At 72.3% G+C, this 15,407-nt stretch carries 9 protein-coding genes; all 9 read right to left on the bottom strand.

Annotation, left to right across the window (positions count from 1 at the left end; translation table 11 throughout):
* Positions 1 to 33: 33 nt before the first annotated feature.
* Positions 34 to 6,099: a fibronectin type III domain-containing protein gene (locus tag IC607_RS05645; RefSeq protein ID WP_191786029.1), complete on the bottom strand. Its 6,066-nt coding sequence runs from the start codon at positions 6,097 to 6,099 to the stop codon at positions 34 to 36.
* 11 nt (positions 6,100 to 6,110) lie between these two features.
* On the bottom strand, positions 6,111 to 7,619 hold the full coding sequence (locus tag IC607_RS05640) for a serine/threonine-protein kinase (RefSeq protein ID WP_191786028.1): 1,509 nt from the start codon (positions 7,617 to 7,619) through the stop codon (positions 6,111 to 6,113).
* A complete protein-coding gene (locus tag IC607_RS17795) occupies positions 7,616 to 9,097 on the bottom strand; it encodes an FHA domain-containing protein (RefSeq protein WP_191786027.1) in 1,482 nt (493 codons plus the stop codon). Before IC607_RS17795 ends, IC607_RS05640 begins: the two co-directional genes overlap by 4 nt.
* A complete protein-coding gene (locus IC607_RS05630; RefSeq protein ID WP_191786026.1) occupies positions 9,094 to 9,954 on the bottom strand; it encodes a PP2C family serine/threonine-protein phosphatase in 861 nt (286 codons plus the stop codon). The genes IC607_RS17795 and IC607_RS05630 overlap by 4 nt, the downstream gene beginning before the upstream one ends.
* A gap of 139 nt (positions 9,955 to 10,093) precedes the next feature.
* On the bottom strand, positions 10,094 to 11,689 hold the full coding sequence (locus tag IC607_RS05625; protein ID WP_370526033.1) for an alpha/beta hydrolase family protein: 1,596 nt from the start codon (positions 11,687 to 11,689) through the stop codon (positions 10,094 to 10,096).
* Between the two features lies 1 nt (position 11,690).
* On the bottom strand, positions 11,691 to 12,602 hold the full coding sequence (gene era, locus IC607_RS05620) for a GTPase Era (RefSeq protein ID WP_191786025.1): 912 nt from the start codon (positions 12,600 to 12,602) through the stop codon (positions 11,691 to 11,693).
* A complete protein-coding gene (locus IC607_RS05615) occupies positions 12,599 to 13,939 on the bottom strand; it encodes a hemolysin family protein (protein WP_191786024.1) in 1,341 nt (446 codons plus the stop codon). The genes era and IC607_RS05615 overlap by 4 nt, the downstream gene beginning before the upstream one ends.
* A gap of 10 nt (positions 13,940 to 13,949) precedes the next feature.
* Positions 13,950 to 14,402, bottom strand: a complete 453-nt coding sequence (gene ybeY / locus IC607_RS05610) for an rRNA maturation RNase YbeY (RefSeq protein WP_191786023.1) — start codon at positions 14,400 to 14,402, stop codon at positions 13,950 to 13,952.
* A 7-nt stretch (positions 14,403 to 14,409) separates the two neighbouring features.
* Complete coding sequence (locus IC607_RS05605) at positions 14,410 to 15,405, bottom strand: PhoH family protein (RefSeq protein ID WP_191786022.1); 996 nt, start codon at positions 15,403 to 15,405, stop codon at positions 14,410 to 14,412.
* Positions 15,406 to 15,407: the final 2 nt, after the last annotated feature.

Below are 15,407 nucleotides of genomic sequence, written 5' to 3'. Positions count from 1 at the left end.
TGTCTCTCCTCGGTGCTGTCTGGGTCGTATCGGTCACGGCGTGCCCCCGCCTGAGTCTGCCGGGGGTGTCGGGTTCGGGTCTGGGTCCGTCGTGTACGCCTTCTCACGCGGGTCGCCCGAGCCTCGCTTGTTGGACGGCGTGACGGTGACCTTGACCTCGGTCGAATAACCCGCGTTCAGGCTCCCGCTTGTGGCCGTGACGTCCTCGGTCGTCGTGCACCGACCCACCTGGCGGCCCGCGACGGACCAGCACACCTCGTACGTGATGTCGCCACCACCCGTCGACGTCGGCTGGGACCAGGTCGCCTTGAACGAGCCCGCGTCCCCGTTGGGGGCGAGATCGAGGTTCTCGACCGATCCTGGAGCCCTGCCCCATGTCACGGTGACGGGCTTGCTCGCGTCGTCGCTCGACCCGATGCTCGTGCGGGCCGTCACCGTCAGCGTCAGCGTGGTGTCCTGCCCGAACGGGATGTTCCAGCCGTCGATGCCCGTGCTCGCCGTACGGTCGCTCGTATCGCCGTTGGCGGAGTCGCCGCGCGACGACCTCAGCACCCAGTGGTAGGTCACGTCGGCACCACCGCTGGCGACCTTGTCCCACGACAGGTTCACGGACGACGGCCTGCCGAAGCTGCCGGACGTCTGGACGTCGAGCGTGAGGCTCGTCGGCGTCCCCGGCGGGGTCGTCGGCGTCGCGGACGCGGTGTCGCTCCACCCGCTCGACCCGGCCTCGTTGACGGCGCGCACCTTGTAGGTCACGGCGTCACCCCCCTTGAGACCGTCGAACGTCGTCGCCAGCGTCGACCCGCCGACCACCTTCTCGGTCCCGTCGGGGAGCGCGACGACGTAGCTGGTGATCTTCGAGCCGTTGTCGTCGGCCGCGTTCCAGCTCAGCTCGACGGTGCCCTTGCCCGACGGCGCGGCGGCGGTCACACCCGTGGGCGCGCTCGGGAGCCCGAAGGTCGAGGCCTTCGTCGAGCCCTTGGCGCCCCAGCCGGCCTTGTTGGAGGCCCGCACCGACACCGTGTAGGCGACCTTCGTCTTCGCGTTCGTGAACGTGAAGTGTGGCTTGGACGTCGCGTCGATGGTCGCCGTCAGGCCGTTGGGGCCGTCGATCGTGATCTCGTACTTCTTGATCGGATCGCCGTTGAGCTTGGGCTGCGACCACGTGATGTCCAGGACGCTGCCGGCCTTGGTGTCGGTGGGCGCGGCCGCGACGTCGTCGGGCGCGTCCGGGACACCCGCCGGCGTCTGGGACGTCGACGGGCTCCAGCCGCTCGGGTCCTTCGCGTCGTTGTTGGCGCGCAGGCGGACGGTGTACTGCACACCGTTCGTGAGGCCGGTGAACGTGTGCCGCGTGGTCGGCTCGGTGGCCGTGACCACGCGCCCGCCGCCCGTGAGCTCGACGGTGTAGGACGTGATGGGCGACCCCGTGCTGTTCGGCGCCGTCCACGAGACGTCGAGGCGGCCGTCGCCGAAGTCGACGGTCGGCGCAGCGGGCGCGTCCGGGACGGCGTCCGGTCGGGCCGGCAGGGACGCCGGGCTCGGGTCGGACCAGCCCACCGCGTTCTGCGCCTCCACCTTGAACGTGTACTCGACGTCGTTCGTCAGGTCGCTGATCGTGCAGGAGGTCGCGGGGCACGACGTCGTCTTCCCGCCGGGCGACGCCGTCACGCGGTAGCCCGTGATGGGTGTGCCGCGGCTGTCGGGCGCGGTCCAGCTCAGCGCCACGGTCCGGTCGCGGACCTCGCCAATCCGGGGGGCGGTCGGGGTCGCGGGCTTGCCGCGGACGACGACCGTGATGCGCCCCTCGACGTAGCGGTCGGGGTCGCCCGTGACGTCGCGGACCCTGAATCGCGTCGTCATCGTGCCGATGAAACCCACAGCCGGGCGGACGCTGACGGTCGACGCGGTCCAGCCGACCGTGCCGGCGTCGGGCGTCTCCACGACGGCGTCGACCACGGACAGCGGGGACTCCGGGAACGGGTTCCTCGCTCCCTCGAGCACGTTCAGGGTCACCTGCTTGCCCTCGGCCCCGTCCTCCACCCTCTGGTCGAGCACCTGCGCCTTGGCGCGCGTGCTGGCGATGACCCGCAGGGCGAGCGACGTCTGCAGCTTGCCCGCCTTGCCGTAGCCGATCTGCAGGTCCAGCGTCCCGGTCTTGCCCTTCGGGGCGGTCTTGTCGGCCGTGACGAGCAGGTTGTTGTTCTTGTCGATCGTCGCGGAGAAGCCCGCCGGGACCGCCGAGGTGATGGTGTACGAGTACTGCCGCGGGGAGGCGACCGCACCTTCCGGCGTCAGGGTGATGGCCGGCAGCGAGACGGGTTGGGCAGGTTCGCCCGGTGCGACGTCGAGCGTCAACGGCTGGAACGTCGGCGGGTGGTCCTCGGGCGCGTAGACCTCGATCTCGAGCGTGATGTACGCCGTGCGCACGCCGTCCGTCACCGGGATCGTGATCGACGCGGTCCCGGCGAAGCTCTTCGCGGACGTGTACGTCACCTCGGCCGGGCCGGTCACCAGGTCGTCGCCGTTGGCGTTCGACGCCGTCACCCCCAGCGTGTCGCTGATCGACGCCGTTCGCCCGGGGGCGACCTTGACGTACTCGTCGAGCGAGATCGTCAACGGCATCCCCGACGCGACCCGCAGCTCGGGAGCGTTCGGGCGCAGCGTCGGCGGGAAGAAACCGAGCGCGGGGACCGTGATGAAGGCGTACGAGCGCGCGGCGGGCGACGTCTTGTTGGTGATGAGGAACGGCACGGTCTGGGCGTCCTTGACCAGCGTGACGATGACGTTCCCCGCCGCGTCGACACGGGCCACGTCAGCCACCGACGACGGGACGGACACCACCAGGTCGGACACCGGTCCGCTGGGGTTCTGGGCCACCTCGAGCACCTTCACCGAGACCTCGGTCAACCCCAAGGTGTCCTTGGGCGGCACCACCACGTCGCGCGCGAGCGGCGGCAGCACCGGTGCCTTGTCGTTGACCGTCACGACGAGGTTGCCGGTGTCCCGGCCGCCGCGGACGTTGGTGACCGTGTAGCCGATCTGCCAGGTGCCGTTCTTCTTCGGAGCGACGACGGCGATCCGGCGCTCGGCCGTCGTGGCCGTGATGCCCTTCTGGACGTCCAGGTCCGGCGACAGGGTCAGCTCGCCTCCGGACGAGTCCACGTCGTTGGCCAGGACGCGCACCTCGACCGACTGGCCTGGCCGGATCTCGACCGCGTCGTCGCGGGCCACGACCGTGGCGGCTCCCTGCGGTGGTGGGCTGATCCCCACCCGGATCGTCGCAGTCGCGCGCTGGCCGACCCAGTCCTCGACGGCGTAGGTGAACTCGTCGGTCCCCGCGGCACCGTTCGGCGCGGTGTACTCGATGTAGTCGGCGCCGACGTTCTTGATGCTGCCGAGCTTGGGGGCCGTGGCGGGACCGAGCAACGTCACGCCGTCGCCGTCGTCGTCGATCCCGATCAGGGTGATGGGGATGCGCACCGTCGAGCCCGCGAACACGCGCGCGGTCAGGTCCTTGGGTCGCGGCGGCTTCTTGGTCTCCGCCGACGACGCGTGCACGTGCACGGTCACCGCCGCCGAAGCCTCGTACGTGCCGTCGGACACCGTGAACACGGCATGGGCCGTCGTCGCGCTCGACGGCGCCTGGTAGCGCAGCACGTCGCCGGAGACGAACATGAGGCCCTGGCCGGCCTTCACCGTCTCGGCGAGGTCGGGCTTCAACGTGAGCTGGTCACCGTCGGGGTCGTAGGCGGTGTCGAGCACAGGGATCGTCACGACGCCGCCGGTGCGGACGTTCACCTCGACGGCGGCGACGACCGGCGGCTGCTCCGCCTTGGGGGGGACGGGTTGGACCACGATCTGGCCGACCGCCGTCGCGGTGCCGTTGGAGACCGTGTACGTCAGCACCTGAGCGGACGTCAGCGTGGTGTCGGCGTGGATCTGCGCCAGGTGATGGTCGAGCACGGCCACGTGGATGTTGTCGTCCGGCACGGTGACGCCCTGGAGCACCAGGACGCCGCCCGCGGGATCCGAGTCGTTGGCGAGCGGGTCGATCGTGACCTCGCCGCCGGCCGGGAGGAACGCCTGGTCCCGGACGGCGACGGGCGGCACCGCCTTCGTGGGGAACTCGCGCACGTCGATCCGGGCCAGGCCCGACGCGCTCTGCGGCGAGGCCGTGACGCCGAACGACACGTAATACGTGGCCGCACGGGTGGCCTGGAAGGTGAACGTCCCCGCCACCAGGTCGGGGGTGATGACGGCGCCCGGCACGTCCCCCACGGTCGACAGCCGCACGGGCTCGTCCGAGCCGGACTTCACGGCGTCGAGCGGCTTGACGGTGATGGTCTGACCGACGTAGGCGACCGCGAAGACCGGGTCGATCTGCGGCGGCACGGACCCGGCGGACCGGATGTCCACGTCCAGCCGTCCCTCGATCGTCGACGTGCCGTCGGAGACCTGGAGCGTCACCTTGACGCGCCCCAGCTTGGGTCCGTCGGCGGAGAAGGTCACGGAACCGTCCTGCTTGAAGGTGACCGTCCCGGCCCCAGCGTCCGCGGCCGCGCCGACCAGGACGAGGTCGTCGCCGTCGGGGTCACGGAAGTCGGCGAGGGCCTGGTAGGTCGAGCTTCCCCCCTGCTCCACCTTCATCGACCCGGTGCGCAGCTGCACGGGTTCGTCGTTGCGGGAGCTGTCGTGTGCGGTGAGGTGCACGGTCGCGGTCGACGGTGCGCTGCTCCCCCGGCCGTCGCTGATCGTGTACGTGAACGACGCCGAGCCCGTCGCGGTGTCCGCGACGTCGACCTGCAGCGCTCGCCCGTCGTAGACGAGGCTCACCGTGCCGAAGTCCTTGGGCAGCGGATCCACCTCGGAGATCACGAGCACGCCGCAGTCCCCCGACGAGTCGTTGTCGATCACGGGCAGGATCGTGGCGCGCCCAGGGCGCACGCCGAACTCGTCGTCGACCGCGGTGGGCGCCGACGACTTCGCGGAGCACTCGGTCACCAGGTCCTGGACGGTGTCGGTGCTGTCGGTGTCGTCCTCGTTCTTCTGCGGATCGTCGGGCGACTTGATGTCGTCCCAGTTGGGCGTGCGCAGGTTGGTGTCCTCGAGCGGGCTCCACAGCCGGCCGCGCAGCGTGTCGTTGAGCAGCACCATCGACCGGTTCACGCGGAACGTCAGCTCGTCCTGCGCGGACGTGTCCTGCAGGTTCTCGACCTGCGCCTTCTTGCCGTCGCACAGCTGCAGGTACGAGCCCGTGGCCGTCGCCCACGCGGCGTGCGCGCACGAGCCCACCTGGACCGGCGCGGCGGGCTTGCCGTTGCCGGTGGTGGGGTGCTTGACCACGTCACCGCCGTCGAGCGGGACCTCGTACAGCGCGGACGTGCTGGAGACGAGCACGCGGGACGACGACGGGCCGGGCTGCTGGAGCACGAGGCCCGTGTCGTCGATCCGGACGTCACCGTGCGGGGTCGTCACGGTGTTCCCCCGCAGGACCACGGGCACGTCACCGACCGCTGTGAGCGCGTCGGCGGGGCCCGACCCGAGCGAGCCGCTGTCCGTCGGGCCCGCACCGGGCGCCACCTTCGTCACGCTCCCGTCGTCGTCGACGGCCAGCACCGTGCCGTCCTGCGCGACGACGGCCAGACCGTCGGCCGACAGGTCGGCGTCAGGTGCGTCCGTGCCCACGCGCAGCCCCTCGACGCTGCCGATGGGGCGTACGTACAGACCACCCTGCGCGCCGACGACGGACACGATGCCGGCCGCCATCGACACGTCGGCGCCCGGCGCGGGGACGGTGGGGCCGGCGGTGACCCCGGTGGGATCCACGACGGCGAACCCGTCGGGCTGCTTGAGGACCACGTCCTGGGCGTCCTGCAGCACGTCGAACGAGCTTCCCTGCGCGACCAGACCAGCGTTGAGCTCCTGGACGGGCACGTTGTACCGGCCCAGCTTGAGCTGGCTCGTCGCCGTGACCCAGACGGCACCGTCGTTGAGGTCGAGCTTGGCCAGCGGGAAGCCCTGGTTGATGAACGCCAGCACGGCGACGAGCACGGGGACCGTCACGACCGCGGCCGCCGTCGTCGCCCGCTGGCGCACCCGAGGCCACCTCACGACGCGCACCCCTGCGTGGGCTGCTCGGACGCGCGGCCGCCGGCGCGGACCAGCGAGACCTCGATGCAGACCTCGTCCTTGCCGGGGTCCGGGACGACGACGGTCGGCTGGTCGACGATCGCGAGCTCGGGCTCGCCCGTCGCCTGCAGCAGCCCCCACGCGTAGCTGTCCCCGTCGAGCGGCTGGGGGTTCGTCCACGTGAACACGACCGAGCCGTCGGCCCGGCGCTCGCCCGCGAGGTTCGTCGGCGACGGCACCTGCGCCTGCACCACCGCACCGTCGGGCGGGGTGTACTCGGGGGTGCTGGTGGGCGCGGGGTCGGAACCGTCGCCGAGCGTCACGGCGGCGATCGCGACGACGGCGGCCACGACCACGAGGCCGGACACGATCGCGGTCACCACGCGGCCCCGTCCGCCCGCGGGTTCGTCCTCGTCCTCGGTCTGCCCCAGCACGACGACGTCCCGCTCGGCCTCCGCCGCGTCCGCGGATGGCGGCGGCGCGATCGTCGAGGTCGGGACCGCGGCCCACGTCGGCGCGGCGGGGGCCGTGGGCGCCACCGACACGACGGGGCGCAGCCGCGTCGCGTCGTCGCTCTGAGCGGGCTCGCGCCCCGGCTCGGGTTCGTGCGCCGGCAGGTCGGGCAGGTCCAGCGGCGTCACCGGCAGGTTGAGGTCCGCCTCCACCTGCTGCAGCGCGCGAGCCACGGCCTGCGCGCTCGCGTACCGGCGCGAGGGGTGCTTGGCCATCGCTCGCTCGAGCACCGCGAACAGCGCGGGCGGCACGTCGCGGCGGCCGATCGCCGGAAGCGGCGTGCGCTCGATGCGTGTGACCAGGTCCTGCGCGCTGTTCGTGCCACCCGGCACCTCGAAGGGCGTCCGGCCGGCCAGCAACGAGTAGATGGTCGCGGCGAGCGAGTAGACGTCGGAGCGCTCGTCGCCCGTCGGGTGCTCGGCCAGCAGCTCGGGCGGCGACCACGGGATCGACATGCCGACCGTCGCCCCGCCACCCTGCCCCACCGTGGCGGCGATGCCGAAGTCCGTCAGGGCCGGCCAGCCGAAGTCGGTCGTCAGGACGTTCGCCGGCTTGATGTCGCGGTGCAGGATGCCCACCCGGTGCGCGGCCTCGACCGCCGACGCGAGCCGGATGCCGATGCGCAGCGCCTCGTGCACGGAGATGTGCTCGGTCCGGTACCGCTGGGCCAGGCCGGGCCGGGAGCAGTACTCCATGACCAGGTACGGCCGACCGTCGGCGGCGATCGCCGCCTGGTGGATCGTGACGATGGACGGGTGGTGCGACAGCTGGGCCATGAGGTTGGCCTCGGCGTGGAACCGCTCGCGCACGTCGTCGTCGAGGCTGCCCGCGAGCAGCACCTTGACCGCGACGTCGCGGACGGGCAGGTCCTGGCGGTACAGGAACACGTCCGCGAACCCGCCCAGCCCCAGCAACCGCACGTACCGGTAGCCGGGAAGCGTCGGCGGTGCCGATGGCTCCCGGCGTGCGGTCACGACCCGTGCTCCACCGTGAAGGTGACGCCGTCACCCAGGTCGACGACGTGCCCCGGCTCCACCACGGTCGCCTCGCCGGGGTGCAGACGGCGTGCGCCCTCCCCCTTGCGCGTCAGGTGCACGCCGTTCGTCGACGCGAGATCGGTGACCGTCACCTTGCCGTTCTCGTACCGGACCTCCGCGTGCGTGCGGGAGATGTCCTGCTGCGGGCTCGGGACCGTCACCAGGTGCGGCAGCTCGCTGTTCGCGACCCGCGTCACCTGCGGGGCACGCCCCAGCAGCACCGCCCGGTCCAGCGGGACCACGAGCCCGGTGGACAGCACCAACTGGGGGACCTGCGACGATGCGGGGGCGCCGAACGGTCCGGGGACAGCCTCGGCACCCGTCCAGTCCGCCGCCCAGGAGGGCAGCCGCTCGCGGATGGCCGCGAGGTCGGTGGACAGGATCGTCAGTCCGTCGTGGTCGTCGGCCGACGCCGCGCCCACCGCGACCAGAGCCGGCAGCGAGGTCGGCGACGTGCCCGTGGTCGTCGTCGTGACCGCCGGTGCCGACGGCGTGACCGGTGTCGGCGCGGAGACGGGCGACGGCGCGACGACGGGCGTCGGGACCGAGTCGGGCACCGCGGCGAGCGGCGAGATCATCGGCACGGGCTCGGTGCGCGGCGCGGGTGTCCGTTGCGCGACGGCACCACCGGACGGCGACGTCGACTCGAGCGGCACGAGTGCGGGCACCGGCTCGTCGTCGTCGGCGTCCGTCTGGAGGTCAGCGTCGGGCCGGTCCTCCGGCGAGTACGCCTGCGTGGTCTCCACGGTCTCGTCCGCGGACTCGTCGCCGGGCGCGTCGGCGGGCTCGTCTGCGGGCTCGTCTACGGGCTCGGTGTCGTCGGCAGGGACGGTCCCGTCGGCAGGAACCGTGTCGTCAGCGGGCGCTGTCTCGTCGGCCACGACCGTCGGCACGGCCGCGACGGCGGGCAGCGCGCTGGTCGGCACGGAAGCCTCGGCGGCGTCGGTCTCGTCAGGGGCGTCGGTCTCGTCGATCTGAGCCACGTCGACGAGCGTGACCTCGACGGACGTGGCGGCGGCCGCGCCGTCGCCGAGCGGCCAGGCCGTGGCGTCGGCGTCGGCGTCGTCGACGACCCGCAGCGACACGGCGGTCGCGGGCTCGAGCACCTGCTCGGTCCACGTCGTGACGCCGTCGGCCGTCAGGGTGCGCGCACCGACGGCCGACGAGACGACGACCTCCACGGTGCCGCGCTGGACGATGTGCACGCGCTGGCCCCGCACCGCGACGAGCGCGAACGACGGCAGGCCCTCGAACCCCTCGCGCGCCAGGACGGCGAGCGCGCCCAGCACCCCCTCGGCACCGCGCTCCCAGACGGCGCGGACGGTCGCGGCCGGCACGCTCGGGTCGAGCAGGGCGACGAACCCGGGGCACGCCACGGCCGTCCACGTTCCGGGGACGTATGCGGGCACGCTCATCGCTGGACCTCCTGCTGGACGGATGCGGTGGGGGCGCTGCTGATGCGCGGGACCGTTGCCCCGTGCAGCATCTCGTCCCACTGGTGGACCCCGAGCTCCGCGCCCATGCGCGGGACGGTGATGTGGACGTCGTCCATGGCTCCGGCCGACGTGGCGACGTCGACGACGACCGCGCTCACGTTGTCGCGTGCGCCGTGCTCGAGGGCCCGGCCGACGAGGGTCGCGGCCGCCTCCTGGGCGTCCGGGACCGCGGCGAGGACGGCGGCGAGCTCGGTGGGGCCGAGCTCGCGCGTCAGACCGTCCGTGCAGATGAGCAGGCGGTCGTGCGGGCCGGCGGGAAGCAGCCAGTAGTCGGGCTCGGGCTCGCCGCTCGTGCCCAGGGCGCGGGTCAGGACGTGCCGCTCGGGATGGGAGGCGACGTCGGCGACGTCGATGCGCCCCATGTCGACCAGCTCCTGGACCACCGAGTGGTCGACGGAGACCTGGTCGAGATCGTCGTCGGCCCAGCGGTACACGCGCGAGTCGCCGACGTTGAAGACGAGCCAGTAGGCGCCGCCCTCGTGCTCGGTGACGGCCACGCCGGCCACCGTCGTGCCGCCCTGGCGACCTCCCGTGAACTCGCCGCGGATCCGGCTCGCAGTGCGCGAGAAGCACGCGTGCACGTCGTCGGCCGTCGCCGACGGCTGGCCCGCGAGCTGGGCGAACTCCTCGACCGCGATCCGGCTGGCGAGGTCGCCCGCGTCATGGCCACCCATCCCGTCGGCGACGAGGAACACGGGCGGGTACGCGAGCAGCGCGTCCTCGTTGACCTCGCGCACGAGCCCGCGGTCGGTGGCCGATCCCCACGACGTGCGCATGCCACTCCCTCGTATCTCTCGTCCGGGCCCGGACGATGCGTCGGCGCACATCGTGCCTCACGCGAGCCCGCAAAGGCACATCTGGCCGCAGATCGGTCAGCGCGCGTCGCGAGTGCCGTGCGGAGATCGGACTGCGCCGTCAGATGCCGAGCTGGAACACACCCCAGTATGCGAGCACGACGAGCAGCACGGCAGACCCCACGACGACCGACCAGAGCGCCACGGTGCGCAGCACGCCGACGGCGCCCCACCCGGTGCGCTCGACCTCCCGCCGCTCGCGCTGCAGCAGGACGACGAGCGCCGCCACCGCCGCGATGCCGAACAGGCGCACCGCGACCCAGCCGCCCTTGACCACCCAGTCGTTGTGCTCGTAGTCGAGCGCGAGCCGCGCGATCGAGACGATGTACCAGACGAGCGCGAGCACGGTCAGCGTGGCGGCGAGCCCCGCGAGGAGCATGCGCAGCGGCACCCCGGCGGGAAGGCGGTGCACCGCCCGCCCGATGCGTCCGCGGCGGCTGCGCCACGAATCGACGACGCGCGCGCCGGCCACCAGGACGGGCGCCAGGAGGAGCAGCCCGAATGCCGCGAGCACCGTGCCGACCACCACGTCGCCGTCGCGCAGCCAGCGTGGCTCGGGCACGGGCGCGGCCACGAACTCCTGGGTCGGCTGGTCGCCCGCGACGGTCGGTTGAGCCCCTGCGGTCTGCGGCAGGCCCAGCACCCAGCCGCTGAGGTTCGTCAGGAAGTCGGGCGCCATGACGTCGTCGACCTTCAGACCGTGGTTGGCACCCGCGTAGTAGCGGACCGTCACGTCGCCGTTGCCCGCGATCGCCGTGTCGCGCAGGATCTGCTCAGCGCCCTGCACGATCGGCATCGACGCGTCGCCCGTGCCGTAGTTGACCAGCACGGGTTGGGTCATGCGCCGCTGGTAGGGCGTGACGTCGAAGTCCGCATACTCGAACCCGCCACCGGGCAGCGCCATGCCGACGGCGCGCGGGATGGCCCGGAAGACCCCGTGCGGGACGTTCGTGTTGCGCAGGTAGTTGTCCGCCGCGAAGGCCGCCTGCTCGCGCGGGGGGACCACGGGGTCGGACGTCAGGATGACGAACGCGAGCGAGGGGTCGTCGGCGGCCATCACCGGGGCGATCCAGGCACCCTCGCTCTCGGCGTAGATGCCAACCTTCGCAGGATCGACCCCGGTCCAGTGGCGCAGCACCTCGACCGAGCGGGCGTAGTCGGCGGCCATCGCCACGTAGTCACGGTGCCGCGTCGTGTACGTGTCGAGCCGCTTGTCGGGCACCATCGTGACGATGCCGGCGGCCGCCATCGCGGCGGTCTGCTCGCTGAAGGCCGTCGCACCCTTGCCGGTGCCCGCGCCGTGCAGGAACACCACGCCCGGCCGCAGCCCGGGAGCACCCACGGGTGCGCTGACCTTGGCCTGCACGGTCACGCCGTCCAGCTGCACCGTCGTCATGTTCGTGGTGACGGGATAGGTCTGCAGGGCGGGAGCGTTCGTGATGGCCGTGGACGTCGACTGGACGTCCAGCGGGTCGGCCAGCGGGATCGGGTCCCACTGGGGTCCCATCACGGCTCCGAGGATCGCCAGCACGACGACGCCCAGCGCGGTGCTCGCCACGAGCCGGTACGGGCCCGTCAGCCGCCGGTCGACGAAAGCGCGCACGCCCCGGCGACGAGCCACGACCCGGGAGTCGTCCTCGGTGTCCGCGATCAGCACCTCAGAATCCGAGCCTGCCGAGCTGCTTGGGGTCACGTTGCCAGTCCTTCGCCACCTTGACGTGCAGGTCCAGGTATACCCGCGAACCCAGCAGCGCCTCGATGCCGCGCCGTGCCTGGCTGCCGACATCACGCAGCCGCGCCCCGCCCTTGCCGATGATGATGGCCTTCTGGCTGTCACGTTCGACGAACAGGTGGACGCGCACGTCGAGCATGGGCGGTCCGTCGCCGGTCTGGTCACGCGGCACGATCTCGTCGACGACGACGGCCAGCGAGTGGGGCAGCTCGTCGTGCACGCCCTCCAGCGCGGCCTCGCGCACGAGCTCGGCGACCATCACGATCTCGGGCTCGTCGGTGAGCTCCCCGTCCGGGTAGAGCGCGGGCCCCTCGGGCAGGTGGGAGATGAGGACGTCGGCGAGCGTGTCCACCTGGTAGCCGCCCACGGCGGAGACGGGCACGATGTCGGCCCACTCCCCCAGTCGCTGCACGGCGAGCAGGTGCTCGGCCAGCCGCCCCTTGGGCACCAGGTCGGACTTGGTGACGACCGCGACGACGGGTGTCCCGCGCCCGTCGCGCGCGAGCTGGTCGAGCTGCTCGGCGATGAACCGGTCTCCCGGGCCCACCTTCTGGTCGGCCGGCAGGCAGAAGCCCACGACGTCGACCTCGGTCAGCGTGTCCTTGACCAGCGCGTTCAGGCGCTCGCCCAGCAGCGTGCGCGGCCGGTGCAGCCCGGGGGTGTCGACCAGGACCAGCTGGGCGTCGTCGCGGTGGACGATCCCGCGCACGGTGTGCCGCGTGGTCTGCGGGCGGCCCGACGTGATGGCGACCTTCTGCCCGACGAGCGCGTTGGTGAGCGTCGACTTGCCCGCGTTGGGGCGGCCGACGAAGCAGGCGAAGCCCGAGTGGAAGGTCATGTGCGTGCTCCGTGGTGCTCGTCGGGGTGGCTGCGTGCGTGCGCCCGGTCCGGCTCGTGGTCGGGCTCGGCGTCGGGGTCGTCGGGCTCGACCATGCGCACGAGGACGGTCGCCAGGCGGCGTCGTCGTCCCTCCACACGCTCCGCGACCAGGTGCAGGCCGTGGATCTCGCCGGCGGAACCCGGCAGGGGTACTTTACCGAGTGCCTTGGCCAACAGACCGCCGGCACTGTCGACGTCGTCGTCGTCGACGTCCAGGCCGAACAGCTCGCCGAGCTCGTCGCGGCCCAGCCGGGCCGGCACACGGTAGACGCCGTCGCCCAGGTCCTCGACCGCGAGCGCGCTCGGGTCGTGCTCGTCGGTGAGCTCGCCGACGATCTCCTCGAGCGCATCCTCGATCGTGACGAGGCCAGCGATGCCGCCGTACTCGTCGACCACCATCGCGATGTGCGAGGCGCCCGCCTGCAGCTCGCGCAGCAGGTCGTCGACCGGCTTGGACTCCGGCACGAAGATCGCCGGGCGCACGAGCGAGCCTGCAGGCGCGTCGAGGACGTCGTCGGACTCGCGCGCACCGGGCGCCACCGGCAGGCGCCGGACGACGTCCTTGAGGTAGAGCACGCCGCGCAGGTCGTCGACGGAGTCGCCGGTGATCGGCACGCGGGAGAACCCGGAGCGCAGCAGCAAGGAGAGCACCTTGTGGACCGGGGTGTCGGCGTGGGCTGTCACCATGTCGGTGCGCGGGACCATGACCTCGCGCGTGAGCGTGTCGCCGAGCCCCAGCACGGAGCGGAAGAGCTCACGGTCGTCGGCCTCCATCGCCTCGGACTCGCTGACGCGCTGCACCATGTCGCGCAGCTCGTCCTCGTCGTCGCCGTTCGTACCGCGCGCGGACGGAAGGCCACGCGAGACGACGGCGGTCAGAGCCGTCACCGCGGTGAGCGGTCCGGACAGCAGCGTCACCGTCCGCAGCGGGTTGCGGCGGCCGATGGTGCGCGGGCTGACGCGGACCAGCAGGTAGGCGACCACGGCGCAGATGGCCACGGCGATCAGCAGCACGGCCCACCAGGGCAGGGTGCCCGACGCGACCACGAGCGTGATGCAGACGGTCGCGACCATCTCCGCGACGAGCCGCACGAACGCTGCGGCGGCCGCCACCTGGGCCGGGTGCTCCACGAGGCGCTGCACGCGGTTCGAGGCGGGGTGCCGCTCGGCCACGAGCTCGGTCACCGCGGCCCGGGATACCCGCCCGACGGCGATCTCCCCGGCGGACAGCAGCGCCGCCGCGAGGACGCCGAGGACCGCGACGGCGACCAGCAGCGCGACGGGGACGTCAGTCATGCGGGCTCGGTCAGCGGCTCGCGAGGAAGGTCAGGAGCAGCCGGCGCTGGAGCGCGAACATCTCCTTCTCCTCCTCGGGCTCGACGTGGTCGTAGCCCAGCAGGTGCAGGATCCCGTGGGTGGTGAGCAGCAGCATCTCCTCGGCCGCGGAGTGGCCCGCGGTCACGGCCTGCTGCGCGGCGACCTCGGGGCACAGCACGACGTCGCCCAGCAGGCCGGCCGGCGTCGTGTCGCCCTCGCGGCCGGGACGCAGCTCGTCCATCGGGAACGACAGCACGTCGGTGGGGCCGGGCTCGTCCATCCACTTGACGTGCAGGTCCGTCATGACGTCCGTGCCCACCAGCATGATCGACAGGTCCGTCTGCGGGTGCAGGTGCATCTCGTCGAGCACGTAGCGCGCTAGGGCGGCGAACTCCGCCTCGTCGACCGCCCACCCGGACTCGTTGTTGACCTCGATGCTCATGTGGCCGTCAGCTCCTGTCCCAGCGCGCGTACGCGTCGATGATCTTGCCCACCAGCTGGTGGCGCACCACGTCCGACGACGACAGCCGGCAGAACGCGACGTCGTCGACGTCGCCCAGGATCTGCTCCACGACCCGCAGGCCCGACGGCTGCCCCGAGGGCAGGTCCACCTGCGTGACGTCACCCGTCACGACGACGGTCGAGCCGAACCCCAGGCGGGTCAGGAACATCTTCATCTGCTCGACGGTCGTGTTCTGCGCCTCGTCGAGGATGATGAACGCGTCGTTGAGGGTGCGCCCGCGCATGTACGCGAGCGGCGCCACCTCGATGGTGCCCGCCTCCATGAGCCGCGGGATCTGGTCGGGGTCGACCATGTCGTGCAGCGCGTCGTACAGCGGCCGCAGGTACGGGTCGATCTTGTCGGACAGCGACCCGGGCAGGAAGCCGAGCCGCTCGCCCGCCTCCACCGCGGGCCGCGTCAGCACGATGCGGTGCACGCGTCGCTCCTGCAGCGCCTGCACGGCCTTCGCCATCGCGAGGTACGTCTTGCCCGTGCCCGCGGGCCCGATGCCGAACGTCACCGTGTTGCGGTCGATCGCGTCGACGTAGTCCTTCTGCCCCTCGGTCTTGGGCCGGATGGTGCGACCCCGGCTGGAGACGATGTTGAACGAAAGGACGTCGGCGGGCCGGGCGTGGGCGCTGGCCGTGAGCATCGCGACCGTGCGGCTCACGACGTCGGGGGTCAGCGGGGTGCCGGCGGCGGTCATCTCCACGAGCTCGTCCACGAGCCGGGCGACCAGTGCCACGTCGCCGGCGGGACCGGACAGCGTGACCTCGTTGCCGCGGACGTGCACGTCGACGCCGGTGAAGCCCTCCTCGATCGAGCGCAGGACCTCGTCGCGCAGACCCAGGAGCTCGACCATCGACACATCCGCGGGGACCGAGATGCGGTGCACGACGCGTGCGGGGGCGTCGTGCCGGGGTGCGGGGGTGGACTCAGCCATGT

The sequence above is a fragment of the Cellulomonas sp. JH27-2 genome, from assembly GCF_014837175.1.
Lineage (GTDB): Bacteria > Actinomycetota > Actinomycetes > Actinomycetales > Cellulomonadaceae > Cellulomonas.
This window is presented reverse-complemented; position numbering and strand designations above follow the sequence as displayed.